Below are 17,118 nucleotides of genomic sequence, written 5' to 3'. Positions count from 1 at the left end.
GGTCAGCCTTGCAGGTTGGCGTAGATGTCCTGGCCTTCGACTTTGACCGGATAGACGCGGATGTCGCTGGTTGCGGGCGCGCACATGGCCTGGCCGGTGCGGATATCGAATTTGGCCTGGTGCAACGGGCATTCGATGCAGCCGTCCTCCAGGTAACCGTCGGACAGCAGCGCGTAGGCGTGCGTACAGACGTTGTCGGAGGCGTAGAACTCGCCTTCGCTGCGATACAGCGCCAGCTGCTTTTCGCCGGCGGCGACGGGGATCACCTCGTCGTCTTCGGTCAGTTGGTCGGTAGAGGCAATGCGGATCCAGTTCATATCAACTCGCTAGTCAGTATGCTGAGTAATTGTCGTCAGTGTACTGCTTAAAAAAACAAGTCAGGAGCTAGGGATTTCCCCGACAGGCGGCAGGCTGGCGGCTGGCGGCGCGGGCCTATTATGCACGCCTGTTCAGGCTCGCGAGAGCGAGTGTCCGCTGTATGAAAGGAGTACCCGCAAACCGCCTGAAGACTGCGCGCGAAATGTCGCCGAAATCGGTGTAAACCCAGGCGTTTCGCGGGTGCCGGGAGTGGGGATTTACCTTGTTGACACTCAAAATTACTGTCAGTATGCTGATCAACAATTCAGTGTGCTAACGTTTTTTCGGGTGTACGCGAGCGGCGTTGGCATGAGTTGAGGTGGGTCCAAGGGGACTCAATCGAATCAGATCGGGAGCAATGAATGCAACGACGCCGTTTCCTCGCACAAGCCGCCGGCGCAGCCGGCGCTGGCCTCGCCACCCTGGGCATGCCCGCCGTCGCGCAATCCGCGCCATCGGTGCGCTGGCGCATGTCCACCAGCTGGCCCAAGAGCCTGGACACCATCTACGGTTCGGCCGAAGACCTCTGCAAGCGCGTGGCGCAGCTGACCGAAGGCAAGTTCGAGATCCGCGCCTTTCCCGGCGGCGAACTGGTGCCCGCGGCGCAGAACATGGACGCGGTCAGCAATGGCACGGTGGAATGCAATCACGTGCTTAGCACGGCCTACATCGGCAAGAACACGGCGCTGACTTTCGATACCGGCCTGTCTTTCGGCCTGAGCGCGCGCCAGCACAACGCCTGGATCCACTACGGCGGCGGCATGAAGATGCTGCGCGAGCTCTATAAGAAGTACAACATCGTCAACCACGTCTGTGGCAACGTCGGCGTGCAGATGGGCGGCTGGTATCGCAAGGAAATCAAATCCGTCGCCGACCTCAAGGGCCTGAACATGCGCATCGGCGGCATAGGCGGCATGGTGCTCTCCAAGCTGGGCGCGGTGCCGCAGCAGATCCCGCCGGGCGACATCTACCCGGCGCTGGAAAAGGGCACCATCGACGCCGCCGAATGGATCGGCCCGTACGACGACGAGAAGCTCGGCTTCAACAAGGTGGCGCCGTATTACTACTCGCCGGGCTGGTTCGAAGGCAGCGCCTCGATCACCAGCATGGTGCACGACAAGGCCTGGGAGGCCTTGCCCCCGGCCTACCAGGCTGCTTTCGAGGCGGCGGCAGGCGAACAGACCATGCGCATGCTGGCCCACTACGATGCGCGCAACCCGCTGGCGCTGCGTAAGCTGATCGCCGGCGGCGCCAAAGTCAGCTTCTTCCCCAAGGAAGTCATGGACGCGGCATACAACGCTTCGCAGGAGCTATGGACCGAACTCTCGGCCAAGAACCCGGATTTCGCCGCGATCTTCCCCGACTGGAAGAAGTTCCAGGCCGAGCAGGCGGGCTGGTTCCGCGTGGCTGAAAGTCCGCTGGACAACTACACCTTCGCCGCCGTGGCGAAGGCCCAGGCCAAGTAACAAGCAGGAGACAGAGGGTAGTCATGACGACAGCAAACGCCGATACGCACGGCCGGCCAGGCAAGCCGCAAGGGGTGGGCGCGCGGGTGCCGCGCAAGGAAGACGCGCGCCATTTGCATGGCAAGGGCAATTTCGTGGCCGACATGGCCATGCCCGGGCTGAGCGAGGTGGCCTTTCTGCGCAGCCCGCTGGCACATGCGCGCATCGCTTCGGTGCGTGTGGCCGAGCAGATCGCGGACAAGGCGTTTGTGCGTCAGGCCATGGCCGACGCGCGCGACATCGTGGCGGATTCCACGCTGCCCACCTACCAGGTCTCGGCCCAGCCGCCACTGGCCTCGGGCAAGGTGCGCTTCGTGGGCGAGCCTGTCGCCATGGTGTTCGCGCCGACCCGCGCCGAGGCAGAAGACTACGCCGAGATGATCGAGGTCGACTATGACGACCTGCCGGTGTATGCGGACGTTGCCAGCGCCCAGGCGGCCCAGGGCGATTTCGTGCACGAGCAGTGGCGCGACAACGTCTTCGTGACGCTCAATGTCGACAAGCAGTTCGACGAACTGGCCGCGCAGGCTGAAGTGGTCGTGCGGCGCAAGATCGACCTGGCGCGGCAATGCATGGTGCCGATGGAAGGCAAGGCGGTCCTGGCGTACTGGGACCACCAGGCGGATCAACTGGTGGTCATCAGCGCCACGCAGGTGCCGCACATGATCCGCAGCGTGCTGGCCCAGTGCCTGGACCTGGAGCAGGGCCGCGTGCGGGTTGTGTCGCCCGACGTGGGCGGCGCCTTTGGCTACAAATGCGTGCTGCAGCAGGAAGAGCTGTGCGTGGCCTGGCTGGCCAAGACCTTCAAGCGGCCCTTCCGTTTCATCGAGGATCGCCGCGAGCACCTGACCGCGGGCGCCAATTCGCGCGAACACCATTATGAAATGGTGGCGTACGCCGACCGTCGAGGCAAGCTGCTGGCGCTGGACGCCAAGATCACCATCGACGGCGGCGCCTATTCGGTCTGGCCGTTCACCATCGGCCTGGAGCCCGGGCAGGCCATCGGCAACCTGCCGGGTCCTTACGCATTCAAGGGCTATCGCTGCGTTACGCGGGCGGTGGCCACCAACAAGCCGGGCTTCGTGCCTTACCGCGGCGTGGCGCGCACCGGCGTCTGCTTCGCCATGGAATTGATGATGGACGCGATCGCCCGTGAGGTCGGACGCGAACCTTGGGAGATCCGACAGGACAATCTGGTGCAGGGCGAGCAGATGCCCTTCGTCAACGTCACCGGCAAGCACCTGGACAGCGGCGACTATCCGGCAAGCCTGCAACAGGCCATGGACATGATAGGCGTGGACGCCATACGCGAGCGCCAGCGCAAGGGCGAAGCCGACGGTCGCCTCATCGGCGTGGGCCTCGCTACCTACACGGAGCAGGCTGCCCACGGAACCTCGGTGTTCGCCGCGTGGGGAACGCCCGTGATCCCGGGCTTCGACCAGGCCACCGCGCGGGTCACGCCCGATGGCGGGCTGGAGCTGCGGGTCGGCGTGCATTCGCACGGACAGGGCATGGAAACCACGTTCGCCCAGATCGCCAACGAGATACTGGGCGTTGACGTGGCCAGCATCAAACTGCTGCACGGCGACACCGGGCAGACGCCGTTCTCCACCGGCACCTATGCCTCGCGATCCCTGGTCATGTCGGGCGGCGCGGTGTCCCAGGCTTGCAAGCGCCTGCTGCCGCGCTTGACGCACATCGGCGCGCACTTGTTGCAGGCCGACCCGGCCAGCGTCGCCTGGAACGGGGACCGGCTGGAGGCCGGCGGCAAGTCTGTGTCGGTCAAGGACGTGGCCGACGCCTGGTATCTGCGGCCGCAATTGCTGCCGCCCGACGTGGACCCCAGCGGACTGGAAGTCACCGTGGGCTACAAGCCCAAGGTCGACACCGGCTGTTTCACCTATGCCACCCATGCGGCGGTGGTGGCGGTGGACCCGGGCACGGGCGGCGTGGAAATCCTGGATTATGTGGTGGTGGAGGACTGCGGGACCATGATCAACCCCATGGTGGTCGAGGGCCAGACCATCGGCGGCGTGGCCCAGGGCATCGGCACCGCGTTCTACGAAGAAACACCCTATGACGACAACGGCCAGCCGTTGGCCTCGACCCTGGCGGATTACATGTTGCCCGGCGCCACCGAGGTGCCGAATATGCGCCTGCATCACTTCGAGACGCCGTCGCCCCATACCGAATTCGGCGCCAAGGGCATGGGCGAGGGCGGCGCCATCGCGCCGCCGGCGGTGCTGTTCAATGCCGTCAACGACGCGTTAAAGCCATTGGGCGCGGCGGAGCTGTTGCGCACGCCGCTCTCTCCAATCAGGGTGCTTGCCGCCATCGCGCAGGGCAGCCACAAGACCGAGGCTGCTGCCGTGGAGGTGACGGCATGAAGGCCGCTGCATTCGAATACACGCGCCCGGAATCGCTGCAAGACGCCTTGCGGGCGCTGCGCGCGCATGAAGGCCGCGCCAAGCTCATGGCCGGCGGGCAATCGCTGGGCCCCATGCTGAACCTGCGCCTGGCTCGCCCGCCCGTCGTCATCGACATCTCCGGCTTGTCCGAATTGCGCACGGTGACGCGCCAGGACGGCAAGCTGCGCGTGGGCGCGGCCGTGACCCACGCCGAGATCGAGGACGGCGTGCACGAACTGCTGCGCGGCACGCCGTTGCAGCAGGTGGCGCCGGGCATTGCATATCGCGCCATCCGCAACCGCGGCACGCTGGGCGGCAGCCTGGCGCACGCGGACCCGGCAGCCGACTGGGTGCTGACGGTGGTCGGCCTGGGCGCGACGCTGGAGATCGCGGGGCCGGCAGGGGTGCGGATGCTGCCCGCCGAAGACTACATGCAGGGCGCCTACACCACCGGGCTGCGCGAGGACGAGCTGATTTCCGCAGTGCACATACCCGAGGCCGGGCCGCAGGCGCGCTGGGGCTATTACAAGTTCTGCCGCAAGACCGGCGAATTCGCCGAGGCCAGTTGCGCCGCATGGTTCGATCCCGCAGCGAAAACGGCGCGGATCGCGGTCGGCGCGCTGGATGGCGCGCCCAGGCTGCTGCCCCAACTGGCCGCGCGCATCGCGCAGCAGGGCCTGGCGGGCCTGGACGAGACGCTGCTGGCCAATGAACTGGCCGGCGTCATGCAGGACAAGGATGAACACCATCGCAAGCTGCACGGGACCGCGGTGACGCGCTGCCTGGCGCAAGCCTTGGGCTGACAGGAATAACCATGGTTCAGGTGACATTGGAAGTTAACGGCAAGCGCGTATCGCACGAGGCGCCCGCGCGCATGCATCTGGGGGATTTCCTGCGGGACCAGGCGCGCCTGACCGGCACCCATCTCGGCTGCGAGCACGGCGTATGCGGCGCGTGCACGGTGCTGGTGGACGGCGCGCCGGTGCGGTCCTGTATTTCTTTCGCCGTTGCATGCGAAGGGCGTCAGGTGACCACCATCGAAGGCTATGACGCCGACCCGGTGATGCAGCGGCTGCGCGCCGCCTTCACGCAGCATCATGCCCTGCAATGCGGCTATTGCACGCCGGGCATGCTGGCGACCTCGCGGGACATTGTGCTGCGGCTGCCGGATGCGGATGAAGCCCGGGTGCGGGTGGAACTGTCCGGCAACCTGTGCCGCTGCACCGGCTATATGGGCATTACCGCCGCGGTGATGGCGGTGCTGGCCGAGCTCAGGCAGCAGCCCGATCCCGCCGTGGAGGCGTTGCGCGCCGCCCAGGCGCAGGGTCGCGGCGCGGCGCCGACGACCGCCAAGCCGGTGGCATTCGCGGGATTCACCCCGGCGGCGTCCAGTTCGGGGGCTGCGCGCGACGGCGCAACGCCCGCCGCTACCGCGCCGGCCGCGGCCCCCGCCGCTGCTGTTGGCAAGAAAGAAGGCCGGGGCAGCCAGATCGACGGCGGTTTCACGGTGCCTTTTCCGGCGGCCGAAGTCTGGGCCTTCATGGTGGATCTGCCCGCGCTGGCCAGCTGCCTGCCGGGCGCCTCGATCGAGGAGCACGAAGGCGATCGGGTCAAGGGCAAGATCGCAATCAAGTTCGGGCCCATGTCCGCGGCGTTCAATGGCGCGGCCCGCCTGGAACGCGATGACGCCGCCATGCAGGCGGTGTTCCGCGGGGCAGGGCAGGACTCGCTGAGCCAGTCGCGCGCCAACGGCGATATCACCTACCGCCTGGAAGCGCTGTCGCCCACCGAGACCCAGGTCCATGTGAACCTGCTGTATTCGCTGCAGGGACCGCTGGCGCAGTTCTCGCGCTCCGGACTCGTGCAGGATTTCGTGCGCCGCATGATCGCGGATTTCGGCAACAACGTCACGGCCCGGCTGCGCCGGCCCGCTGCCGCGGGCGAGGCGCCGGCCCAGGCCAGCTTCAATCCCACGGCCATGTTCTTCAGCGTGCTGTGGGCGCGGATCAAACGGTGGTTCGGCCGCGGCGGCTGAGCATCGGGCAGGACGTGCGGCCGTGGATGCGGCCGCACGGTGTGGGCACATAACGGGGAAAATCATGCTCGCGGTATTCTCAAGGAATTGGCGCAACGCATTGTTGGGCCTGGCTGCTGTCGTGCTGAGCGCGCCCGCCTGGTCGCAGGCGCTGGAGCCGCTGCGGGTGAGGCTGGACTGGACGCCCTGGGGGGTGCATGGGGCGTTCCACCTGGCGCAGCAGAAGGGCTGGTACAAGCAGGCCGGCCTGGATGTGTCGCTCGAGGATGGCAATGGGTCGGTGACCACGGTGCAGATCGTTGGCGCGGGCGACAGTTTCGACGTGGGGCACGCCGCCCTGGCGTCGGCCATGATCGCTCGCGAAAAGGGCATGCCGGTCAAAGCGGTGGCGGTGTTCGCCCGGCAGAGCGATATCGGCCTGCTGGTTCCCGCCGATGCCGGGATCACCGGGCCTGCGCAGTTGAAGGGCAAAAAGGTGGCCTATACCGCCGGCTCGCTGGAAGCCCCCTTCATCGACGCGTTCCTGGCCGCCGGCAAGCTCAAGAAAAGCGATCTGGAATTGATCAACGTGGACGCCGCCGGCAAGGCGTCGACCTATGCGGTGGGGCGCGCCGACGCAGCGTTTTCGACCATCCCGTTCTTTCTTCCGGTGGTCTCGCAGAACCGGCCTTCCAACGCCGTGCGCTTTGCCGACTTTGGCCTGAACATGCCCAGCTTCGGCCTGTTTGCCAATGAGGCCAAGCTGGCGCAGCGCGCCGACGCGATTGCGCGCTTTGCGAGTGTCAGCGCGCGGGCCTGGGAATACATCTACGCAGGCCACCAGGACGAGGCCGTGGCTGCCATTCTGGCGCAGCGTCCCCAGGCGCGTCTGGACAAGAAAGTGCTGCGCGGCCAGATCGATGCCTTGCAACCGTACTTCGGCCAGCCGGCAGCGGGCGCGCGCCTGGGCGCGATCGTGCCCCAGGATTGGACGCAGGCCGTCACCACCTTGTCCTCCGTGGGCCTGATCTCCGCCAGCGCCCAGGCCTCCTCGTTCTATGCGCCGGACCTGGTGCACCCGGAACGTTACGACAGCCTGGTGCAACCATGACGCAGTGGGCCGTGGCCGCAAGCGACGTGCGCAAACGCTATCCGGGCGCGGCGGGCGTGGAGGCGCTGGCATCGGTATCGGTGGAGGTTCCCCGCGGCCGCTTTGTCAGCATTCTGGGCCCCAGCGGCTGCGGCAAGAGCACGTTCCTGCGTTGCGTGGCCGGTCTGGAGACCGTCTCCAGCGGGGATCTGCGGGTTGACGGCGTGCCGGTGCAGGGGCCGCCGGACGGCATGGGCATGGTGTTCCAGCGCGATGCGCTGCTGGAATGGCGCAGCGTCCGGCGCAACATCCTGCTGCCGGTGGAGTTTGCGCACAAACCGGTGTCGGCCTATGCGGAAAAGGTACGGTCGCTGCTGGCTTTGACGGGCCTGGAGCGGTTCGCCGAGAGCTATCCGCGCGAACTGTCCGGCGGCATGCGCCAGCGCGCCGCGATTTGCCGGGCGCTGGTGGACGATCCCCAGCTGCTGTTGATGGATGAGCCTTTCGGCGCGTTGGACGCGCTGACGCGTGACCAGATGAATGTCGAACTCCAGCGGATCTGGATGGAAACGCGCAATACGGTGCTGTTCGTCACGCACGGCATCGCCGAGGCAGTGTTCCTGGGCGACGTGGTCATGGTGTTTTCGCCGCGTCCGGGCCGCATCCTCGAAACCATAGAAATCGACCTGCCCAGGCCCAGGCCATTGGCGCTGCGCGAAACCCCTCGGTTCGGCGAGTATGTGCGGCACATCCGCGACATGTTCCAGGGCATGGGCCTGATAGATGAAGGCGCACGGACTGTGTCCGGCCTGGAGGCCGTCCGATGATCGCGCTATTGAGAGGGGCGGGCCGGCGCATGGCCGGGCTGGTATCCGTGCTGCTCTTCCTGCTGCTCTGGGAAGCGGCCGCTCGCGTGTTCCACGTGCGCGCCATCATGCTGCCGTTGCCGGGGCAGGTAGCGCTGGAACTGGCCTCCGAATGGAGCTGGTATGCCGGCCATGCCGCGTACACGTTAATGACCACGCTGGCCGGCTTCGCGCTGGCGGTGGTGTTTGGCGTGGCGATTGCCGTCATGCTGGTGGGATCGCGCTGGTTCGAGCGCTTTATCTACCCCCTTATCGTGGCCCTGAACAGCGTGCCGAAGGTTGCCATCGCGCCCTTGTTCGTGATCTGGATGGGCACCGGCGCCGAACCGAAGATCGCCATCGCCTTCCTGATCGCTGTGTTCGCCATGATTGTCGACACCGTCCATGGCTTGCGCTCGGTGCCGCAGGACGTGCTGGACCTGGGACGCGTGCTGAAGGGCTCGCGCCGCGATTTCTTCTTCAAGGTGCGGCTGCCCAGCGCGCTGCCCTCGATCCTGGCGGGCATGAAGGTCTCGATATCGCTGGCGCTGGTCGGCGCCATTGTCGGGGAATTCGTGTCTTCGCAGCGCGGCCTGGGCTACGTGATCATGAGCGCCCAAGGCACCTTCGACACGGTGCGCGTGTTTGCCGCGATCTTCGTGCTCGCGCTGATGGGCATGCTGCTGTTCGCCCTGCTGGTCTGGCTGGAGCGGCGGGTGACGCCCTGGCTGAGGCATCGCGAAGAAGATTGACGGTTCAGGCCCGGGGCACCACGGGCTGCATGCAGGGCTGGTGCGTGATTAGAAACAATTCTGGGGAAAACAGATGCAAGCACTACTCGCCTTGTCGCGTGGCATAGACGCGATCAATCTGCGCATGGGCCGGGCCGTGTCCTGGGTCACGTTGCTAGTCGTGCTGGTCAGCGCCGGCAACGCCATCATGCGCAAGGTATTCCACGACAGCTCCAACGCATGGCTGGAATTGCAGTGGTACATGTTCGGCGCGATGTTCCTGCTGACGGCGGGCTACACGCTGCTGAAGAACGACCACGTCAGGGTGGACATCATTTCCTCGCGCCTGTCGCGGCGGGCGCAGATCTGGATTGAAATCTTCGGCGTGCTGTTCTTTCTCATGCCGGCATGTCTGCTGATCATGTACCTGTCGTGGCCGGTGTTCATGGATTCGTATCTCAGCAATGAGCACTCCTCCAATTCCGGCGGGCTGATCCGCTGGCCAGTCAAATTGCTGATTCCGGTGGGCTTTGCGCTGTTGGTGCTGGCGGGCTTGTCGCACCTGATCAAGTGCGTGGGCTTCCTGCAGGGACGCTGCCGCGATCCGCGTGAACGCGAAGGCGCCAAGAGCGCGGAAGAAGAGTTGGCCGAGGAAATCGCCCGCGAGGCGCAGGCGCGCGAAGCCGCCGCGCAGAACGAACTGAACAAGGGTCGCTGATCATGGAGTTTCTCATTGCCAATCTGGCGCCGATCATGTTCGCGACGCTGATCGTCTTTCTTCTGCTGGGCTTTCCGGTGGCGTTCGCGCTGGCGGCCAACGGCATTCTTTTCGGCCTGGTCGGCATGGAACTGGGCTTGCTCAATTCTTCGCTGTTCCAGGCGCTGCCGCAACGCGTGTTCGGCATCATTTCCAACGACACGTTGCTGGCCGTGCCGTTTTTCACGCTGATGGGCCTGGTGCTGGAACGGTCAGGCATGGCGGAGGACCTGCTGGAGACCATAGGCCAGCTGTTCGGTTCGATCCGCGGGGGCCTGGCCATTGCGGTGGTCTTCGTGGGAGCGATGCTGGCCGCGACCACGGGCGTGGTGTCGGCCTCGGTCATCTCGATGGGCCTGATATCGCTGCCCATCATGTTGCGCAACGGCTATGACCGCAAGCTGGCCAGCGGCGTGATCGCCGCGTCCGGCACGTTGTCGCAGATCATTCCGCCGTCGCTGGTGCTGATCATCCTGGCCGACCAGCTCGGCCGCTCCATCGGCGACATCTACCGCGCCGCCATGGTGCCGGGCTTCATCCTTGCAGGCCTGTACATCGTCTACGTCGTGATCATGAGCCTGCTGAAGCCGGACTCCGCGCCCGCGTTGCCGGAAGAGGCGCGGCGTTTCCAGGAGCCCAACGGCGGCCGGGGCGGGCGTTCGCTGCTGGTACTGATGGCTATCTCCGCGGTATCGGCCTATTTCCTGGGCCTCTGGGTCGAGAACAACACGGCGCCGATGGATGAGCGCATCGTGGTGGCGCTGCTGTTCTGGGGCGCGACCGCCTTCGTGATTGCGCTGGTCAACAAGGCGCTGGGCCTGGGTCTGTTGTCGGCGCTGGCGGAACGCGTGACCTTCGTGATGATTCCGCCGCTGGCGTTGATCTTCCTGGTACTGGGCACGATCTTCATCGGCGTGGCCACGCCGACCGAGGGGGGCGCCATGGGCGCGGTGGGCGCCATCCTGATGGCGGTGGCGCGCCGCCGCCTCTCGCTGGGCCTGCTCAAGCAGGCGATGGACACAACTACCAAGTTGTCCTGCTTCGTGGTGTTCATCCTGGTGGGGTCCACCGTGTTCGGCCTGACCTTCCGCGCCGTCAACGGCGACCTGTGGGTCGAGCATCTGCTGACCGGCCTGCCGGGCGGGCAGTGGGGCTTCCTGATCGTCGTCAGTATCCTGACCTTCGTGCTGGCCTTCTTCCTGGATTTCTTCGAGCTCGCGTTCATTATCGTGCCGCTGCTGGGACCGGTGGCAGATAAACTGGGCATAGACCTGATCTGGTTCGGCGTGATCCTGGCCGTCAACATGCAGACTTCCTTCATGCACCCGCCATTCGGCTTCGCGCTGTTCTATCTGCGATCCGTGGCGCCACGGGACCGCTACAAGGACAGGGTCACGGGGAAAATGATCGAGCCCGTCACCACCGGCCAGATCTACTGGGGATCGGTGCCGTTCATCGTGATCCAGCTCTTGATGGTCGCCGCGGTGATGGCTTTCCCGGGCATGGTGATGCACTACAAGGGGACAGCGGCCGCTGTCGATCCAAGTTCGGTCTCGTTGGACGTCGGGTCCAGCGGCTACGGCGGCAGCGCCTACGGCGCGGACGCCAATCCGTTCAAGTGATGCGGCAGGGGCGCCAGGCGGCGCCCCTTTTTTTGTCGCTGTGCCGTCCCAAGGCAAATAAAGGCCTCTCAGGGCTTGAGGGCGTAAGTCGCCAGGAACGTGGGCAGGAAACGGTCGATCAGGAAGCGGGGCTGGGGCTGTTCATCTTCATAAAACCCCTTCAGCAGGAATCCGGCTTCCAGCTGGCCGCCGATCTGCTCGTCCAGGCTGTGCCCGAAAACCAGGGCGTCGCCGCGGTCCTGTTTCGCCGCCAGCTCTTCCGGCGCGAGGTCGCGCAGATCCGAGTAGGGCAGCCGGAAGCGCGGCCGGATCAGGCCTTGCTCCGCCAGCTCCGGCGCGCGGTCGCCGACGAACACGACCGGGTTGTAGAAGCTGCTGAGCAGCCTGCCGCCACGCTTCAGTACCCTGAAGCACTCGCGCCACACGGGACGCACGTCGGGCACGTACAGGTTGGAGATCGGGTGCACGATGCAGTCGAAGGAAGCGTCCGCGAAGGCCGAGAGGTCACGCATGTCACCTTGCACGGTCGTGAGCGCCAGGCCGTCGCGCCGCGCGACCATATCGTCCTGCGCCAGCTGGAGCGGCGACAGGTCCAGGACGGTGACGTCCGCGCCGGCGGCGGCCAGCACCGGCGCCTGCTGGCCGCCAGCCGAAGCCAGGCACAAAATGCGTGGCGCGCGGTCCATTGCAGGCAACCAATCGGCAGGCAGGGCGCGCGGGGTGATGTGCACCTGCCAGTCGCCCCGGCGCGCGGCATAGATGGTCTCGGGGCTGACAGGTAGGGACCAGGCGCATTGCTGCGCCGCCTGCCGATCCCAGGCAGCGCGGTTGTGATGGGTGATGTCGATCGTGTCAGTCTGCGGTGCAGTCATGGAGCTTTCCTTGTGTTCGATGGGAAAACTGCCGTTGACACGCGATCTGCAGGCCTATGCCACAGTGACGGGCCGCGGCGCCCCGATAGGGGCCGGGTCCTGCAAGAGATCAGAATGGAACAGGCAAATGCGGCTCGCGCGCCAGGCAGCGAGGGGAGGCAAGATGCGCATGGGCATCCCGGCATTTACTTGTTCACTCTGTAGGCTCCGGTACGGGTAGGAGAGGGGTGCAAGGTTAACCCGGGCGGCGGATCGGGAACAAGTCGCTGCCGCAAGCGGCGCGGCAAAGGGCACGCCGCGCCCTGCAGTTAGGCGCCGCGGGGCGCGGTGACGACATGCGCCTGGATCTTGCCGGTAATGGGCCCCGCGCCATAGCGCGCATGCAGGGCCTTTGTCGCTACGTCGACAGCCTGTTCCAGCATGTTTGCGCCGCGCGCTTCTATTTCGTTGCGCAGCGGCGTGCCTTGGCAAAAGGCGATCGCGGCGGTCTGTGGGGTATCGGCCCGGCTTTCGTAGGCCACCGTTTCAATCGCCTGCTGCCCGGTGAATCCGCCGCGGGCCAGATCGCCTGCGATCATCGCCAGATCATGGTAGCCATGGGGAACCCGGCTCATGAATTTTGGAGGATCGGCGGGAAACAGCTGTGCCAGGGCTTGCTCGACGGTGTCGGCGAATGCGTTGTCCTCGATACGATCCCACACGTTGAACAGGAATGTGCCACCGGGACGCAGGACACGGCGGGCTTCGGCAAAACCCGCCGGCTTGTCCGGCAGGAACATGTAACCGAACTGGCAGACGACGGCGTCGAAAGACTGGTCTTGGAACGGTAGCCGCATCGCGTCGGCCTGGCGCCAGGTGACGTTGCGGTTTGGGCCCAGATTCTCGGCCTGTTCGAGCATGGCGGGATTGAGATCCGTTGCGGTGATGGATGCGCCAGCGGGCAATTGGTCCGCGAGCAGGCGTGTTACCGCGCCCGTTCCCGCCGCAATCTCCAGGACGGACGCCGGACGTAACGCGGCCACGCGTGCGGCCAGGTCGGCCGCGTAGGGTTGGAAGATAAGGGGGACCATGTACCGCTGGTAGAACTGCGGTATGGATCCGGAAAAGATACGATCGCCAGCCGAAGTGTTCATGATGTTCGACTCCTGGGCAGACGTTTATTTTAGGCTTTCCAGGGCGGCTTGCGGCAATGCTTGACCCTCACGTAACGTCATGTCCCAGAGTTCGGTTTGCGCAATCAACGGAGGCATGCGGTGAGACTGAAAGTAGGAGAACTGGCCAAGCGTAGCGGATTGACGGTTCGCACGCTGCACCACTATCACGCGATCGGCTTGCTCACGCCTTCGGCGCGCGCCGAAAACGGCTATCGGCTATATGGCCGCGACGATATTGCCCGCCTGCACCAGATCCAGGCGTTGCGTCGTTTCGGACTGCCGCTGGCGGAAATCGGCGCCTACCTGGACCAGCCCGGCACTCCCCTGGACGAGATCATCGCGAAACAGATCGTGATGCTCGACCGCCAGATCCTGCAGGCCGCGCGCCTGCGCGAGCGTCTCGTGCAGCTGCAAGGCCAGTTGGCCGAGGGCACGGAGCCGGAACTGGCCGATTGGCTGACTACTCTGGAACTCATGACCATGTACGACAAGTATTTTTCCCCGGAAGAACTGGCGCGCCTGCCGATGTACCGGAACCAGAACGGCGACCCTGACTGGCTTGCCTTGATCGATGAAGTGCGCGAACAAATGGCGGGCGGCGTGGCCCCCGAAGAAGAACGCCCACGCGCACTGGCGCTGCGCTGGATGACCTTGCTTCTGCGCGATACGAATGGAGATCCGCGCCTGCTGGTGAAGCTGAATCGCATGCACGAACTGGAGCCGGCAATGCAGGAGCACATTGGCATTTCGCCGGAAATGCGCGCCTACGTGCTGCGAGCCTTCTCGGAAAGCAAGATGCGGCTCTATGAAAGACACCTCGCGCCCGAAGAGGCCCGGTACATGCGGGACCACTATGGTGACCGCATTGGCGAATGGCCGGGCCTGATCGCCGAAGTGCGGGACGCGATCGATGCCGGCGTGGCGCCGGATTCTGCGGCGGGGCTGGAGCTGGCGCGGCGATGGCTGGATCTGTTTCGCAGCTATGCGGGCAATGATGCGGCCACGCAGGCGAAGTTCCGGCATGCCCTGATGACCGAACCCGAACTCACCGCTGGCACGTGGGCCGATGACGCGACGCTGGGCTTCATGCGGCAGGCAATGGCGGCATTGGGTACGGCTATGCCCCCAGCCGCGCCTCCTCCGCCGCCAGATACGCATCCCGTGAAGGCAGCAGGTGTTCGCGGCAAACAGCCATGAGCGCTTCGCGGTTGCCGTCCTGCAGGGCATGAATCATTGCCCAATGCTCCTGCCTGGCGCGCTCGCGGTAGCCGGCAGCAGCCAGTGACCCGAAGCGTATGGGGTGGGTGCGGCGGGCGTATTCCTCGATCGCCTGGCCCAGCACCGCGTTGTCCAGCAGGCCGAAGAACTCGTGGTGAAAGCGCTGGTTGCTGCGGAACACGCGGCGCGTGTCGCCGTCGGCGACTGCCGCGTCGTGTTCGCGTTGCACGGCCACCAGCGCCGCCAGCCGCGCCTGCGGCACGGGCAGCGGGATCTGGCTGGCGGCATGCACTTCAAGCACTTGGCGCAGCGCGTACAGCTCCATGACTTCGCGCACCGAGAAGGCGCGCACGACCGCGCCGATGTTGCGCCTTTTCTCCACCACGCCCAGCGCCTCCAGCTCGGCCAGGACCTGGCGCACCACATGGCGCTTCAGGGCAAAGCGCGCCATGAGCTCGTCTTCGGTCAGGCGCTGGCGCGGGTGCAGCCGGCCGAAGACGATGTCTTCTTCGAGCGTGGCCACCGCGGCCTGGGCGGCGTCCGGGACGGGGGCGTGCGGAGAGTCAGGCGTCAGGACGTCCATGGCTGCCTACGCTTTCGGCACCGTGTCGCGCGTAACGCCTGCGCGCAGGAAGTCGAAGTCCACGCCTTGGTCCGCCTGGGTCACCGTCTGCAGGAACAGCTTGCGGTAGCCGCGTTCGGCGGCGGGCCGGACGATGGGCTGGGCTGCGGTGCGGCGGGCCAGCTCGGCATCGTCCACCAACAGCGCGATCTCGCGATTGGCCACCGACAGGCGGATGCGGTCGCCGTTCTGCACATAGGCCAGCGGACCGCCGATGGCGGCTTCAGGCGTGACATGCAGCACGATGGTGCCGGCGGCGGTGCCGCTCATGCGGCCGTCGGAGATGCGCACCATGTCCTTCACGCCGGCGCGCGCGAGTTTCTTGGGAATGGGCATGTAGCCGGCCTCCGGCATGCCGGGAGCGCCGGTCGGGCCTATGCGCTTGAGCACCAGGATGTCGTCGGCCGTGACGTCCAGGGCGTCGTCGTCGATGCGCCGCGCCATGTCCTCGGCATCCTCGAACACCACCGCGCGGCCCTCGTGTTCCATCAGCTTGGGGTTGGCGGCGGATTGCTTGATGATGGCGCCGCCCGGCGCCAGGTTGCCGCGCAGTACGGCCAGGCCTCCCACCGGGTAAATGGGCGAAGCCGCCGTGCGGATCACGTCCTGGGGGAAGGCGGGCGGCGCGTCGTCCAGCTCTGCGCCCAGGGTGCGGCCCGATACGGTGAGCGCGTCCAGATGCAGGTACGGGCGTAGTTCGCGCAGCAGCGCCGGCATGCCGCCGGCGTGGTGGAAGTCTTCCATGTAGTGCTGGCCCGAGGGCTTCAGGTCCACGAGCACGGGGGTTTCGCGGCTGATGCGGTCCAGGCCCGCCAGGTCGATGTCTATGCCAAGACGGCCAGCGATGGCCGTCAAGTGCACGATGCCGTTGGTGGACCCGCCAATGGCCAGCAGCACGCGCAGGGCGTTTTCGATGGACTTGCCGGTCAGGATGCGGTCCGGCGTCAGGCGCGAGGCGGCCATGGCCACCGCCGTGGCGCCGGTCTTTTCGGCCACGCGCACGCGGTCCGCGGTGACGGCCGGGGCCGAGGCGCCGCCGGCCACCATCATCCCCAGCGCCTCGGTGATGCAGGCCATGGTGCTGGCCGTTCCCATGACGGAACAGGTGCCGACGCTGGCGACCAGCTGGTTGTTCACGTCCGCGATTTCGGCCGCGTCGATCTCTTCGGCGCGGTACCGGCCCCAGTAGCGGCGGCAATCGGTGCAGGCGCCTACCCGTTCACCGCGATGCGATCCGGTCAGCATGGACCCGGTGACCAGCTGGATGGCGGGCACGCCCGCGGATGCGGCGCCCATCAACTGGGCCGGCACGGTCTTGTCGCAGCCGCCGATCAGCACCACGGCGTCCATGGGCTGGGCACGGATCATTTCTTCCGTGTCCATGGACATGAGGTTACGCAGGTACATGCTGGTGGGCTGCGAGAAGCTCTCGTGCACCGAGATGGTGGGGAAATCCATCGGCAGGCCGCCTGCCAGCATGACGCCGCGCTTGACCGCTTCGATCAATTGCGGGGCGTTGCCATGGCAGGGGTTGTAGCTGCTGCCCGTGTTGACGATGCCGATGATGGGGCGCGACAGGGCGTCGTCCGTGTAACCGGCGCCCTTGATGAAGGCTTTGCGCAGGAACAGCGAAAAACCGGTGTCGCCGTAGTTGGTGAGCCCGCGGGCCACGCCGCGCGCGGCCGTGCCGGCGCTGTCGAAAGGGCCCTGGGCAGGCGCGCCGTTCTTGGTCTCGTCCTTCATTCTTTATCTCGATAATATTATTGATAATCTGATCCCGGCATCATATCCAGCCTTTGAAATCGTTCGCAAGCGGTTTCTTGGGCAGACGGAATTGATCTTTTGTATAGATCAGTCGATAGAAAAATTCTGATTCTTCTATCAAGGTGCTACCCCTACACTGGCGCGGTTGACGAGCCGGGC

General features: G+C 65.7%; 14 protein-coding genes and 1 pseudogene. 10 read left to right on the top strand and 5 right to left on the bottom strand.

The features are described 5' to 3' along the window. Positions 1-2 precede the first annotated feature (2 nt). The gene (locus tag CEY08_RS28525; protein ID WP_042793098.1) at positions 3-317 is read right to left on the bottom strand and encodes a non-heme iron oxygenase ferredoxin subunit; all 315 of its coding nucleotides are present in this window, start codon (positions 315-317) and stop codon (positions 3-5) included. A gap of 402 nt (positions 318-719) precedes the next feature. On the opposite strand from CEY08_RS28525, the gene CEY08_RS28520 reads away from it, so the two are divergent. From CEY08_RS28520 to CEY08_RS28480, 9 genes are all read left to right on the top strand, one after another. Further along, the gene (locus tag CEY08_RS28520; RefSeq protein WP_042793099.1) at positions 720-1,823 is read left to right on the top strand and encodes a TRAP transporter substrate-binding protein; all 1,104 of its coding nucleotides are present in this window, start codon (positions 720-722) and stop codon (positions 1,821-1,823) included. Positions 1,824-1,846: 23 nt separating this feature from the next. After that, positions 1,847-4,249: a xanthine dehydrogenase family protein molybdopterin-binding subunit gene (locus CEY08_RS28515; RefSeq protein ID WP_063960864.1), complete on the top strand. Its 2,403-nt coding sequence runs from the start codon at positions 1,847-1,849 to the stop codon at positions 4,247-4,249. Then, positions 4,246-5,073 carry an FAD binding domain-containing protein gene (locus CEY08_RS28510; RefSeq protein ID WP_042793101.1) on the top strand — a complete coding sequence of 276 codons (828 nt, stop codon included), beginning with the start codon at positions 4,246-4,248 and terminating at the stop codon, positions 5,071-5,073. The genes CEY08_RS28515 and CEY08_RS28510 overlap by 4 nt, the downstream gene beginning before the upstream one ends. Positions 5,074-5,078: 5 nt before the next feature. Next, positions 5,079-6,305 (top strand): xanthine dehydrogenase family Fe-S subunit, encoded by a 1,227-nt coding sequence (locus tag CEY08_RS28505; protein WP_076812707.1) that lies wholly within the window; start codon positions 5,079-5,081, stop codon positions 6,303-6,305. Positions 6,306-6,369: 64 nt separating this feature from the next. Continuing rightward, positions 6,370-7,395, top strand: coding sequence for an ABC transporter substrate-binding protein (locus CEY08_RS28500; protein WP_063642678.1), 1,026 nt, complete (start codon positions 6,370-6,372; stop codon positions 7,393-7,395). Next, positions 7,392-8,201: an ABC transporter ATP-binding protein gene (locus tag CEY08_RS28495; RefSeq protein ID WP_042793104.1), complete on the top strand. Its 810-nt coding sequence runs from the start codon at positions 7,392-7,394 to the stop codon at positions 8,199-8,201. Before CEY08_RS28500 ends, CEY08_RS28495 begins: the two co-directional genes overlap by 4 nt. Further along, positions 8,198-8,971 carry an ABC transporter permease gene (locus CEY08_RS28490; protein ID WP_076812710.1) on the top strand — a complete coding sequence of 258 codons (774 nt, stop codon included), beginning with the start codon at positions 8,198-8,200 and terminating at the stop codon, positions 8,969-8,971. The genes CEY08_RS28495 and CEY08_RS28490 overlap by 4 nt, the downstream gene beginning before the upstream one ends. Positions 8,972-9,044: 73 nt before the next feature. After that, entirely contained in the window at positions 9,045-9,668 is a 624-nt protein-coding gene (locus CEY08_RS28485; RefSeq protein ID WP_042793106.1) for a TRAP transporter small permease subunit, read from the top strand. Between the two features lie 2 nt (positions 9,669-9,670). Continuing rightward, positions 9,671-11,329: a TRAP transporter large permease gene (locus CEY08_RS28480; protein ID WP_076812712.1), complete on the top strand. Its 1,659-nt coding sequence runs from the start codon at positions 9,671-9,673 to the stop codon at positions 11,327-11,329. Positions 11,330-11,397: 68 nt separating this feature from the next. Here CEY08_RS28480 and CEY08_RS28475 read toward each other — a convergent pair whose 3' ends face one another. Further along, positions 11,398-12,201, bottom strand: coding sequence for a class I SAM-dependent methyltransferase (locus CEY08_RS28475; protein WP_076812715.1), 804 nt, complete (start codon positions 12,199-12,201; stop codon positions 11,398-11,400). Between the two features lie 308 nt (positions 12,202-12,509). Next, positions 12,510-13,334, bottom strand: coding sequence for a class I SAM-dependent methyltransferase (locus CEY08_RS28470; protein ID WP_076812718.1), 825 nt, complete (start codon positions 13,332-13,334; stop codon positions 12,510-12,512). Positions 13,335-13,454: 120 nt separating this feature from the next. Between CEY08_RS28470 and CEY08_RS28465 the strand changes: the two are divergent. Beyond that, positions 13,455-14,474: pseudogene (locus tag CEY08_RS28465) on the top strand (MerR family transcriptional regulator); the annotation flags it as partial. Here the strand turns inward: CEY08_RS28465 and CEY08_RS28460 are convergent. After that, positions 14,473-15,156, bottom strand: a complete 684-nt coding sequence (locus CEY08_RS28460; protein ID WP_076812721.1) for a GntR family transcriptional regulator — start codon at positions 15,154-15,156, stop codon at positions 14,473-14,475. The pseudogene CEY08_RS28465 and the gene CEY08_RS28460 sit on opposite strands and share 2 nt — an antisense overlap. Before the next feature lie 6 nt (positions 15,157-15,162). Then, complete coding sequence (locus CEY08_RS28455; RefSeq protein ID WP_164794847.1) at positions 15,163-16,938, bottom strand: IlvD/Edd family dehydratase; 1,776 nt, start codon at positions 16,936-16,938, stop codon at positions 15,163-15,165. Between the last annotated feature and the right edge of the window lie 180 nt (positions 16,939-17,118).

This window comes from Achromobacter insolitus, assembly GCF_002209555.1.
GTDB lineage: Bacteria > Pseudomonadota > Gammaproteobacteria > Burkholderiales > Burkholderiaceae_B > Achromobacter > Achromobacter insolitus.
The sequence above is the reverse complement of the archived record's forward strand: the minus strand, read 5'-3'. Positions and strand labels throughout refer to the sequence as shown.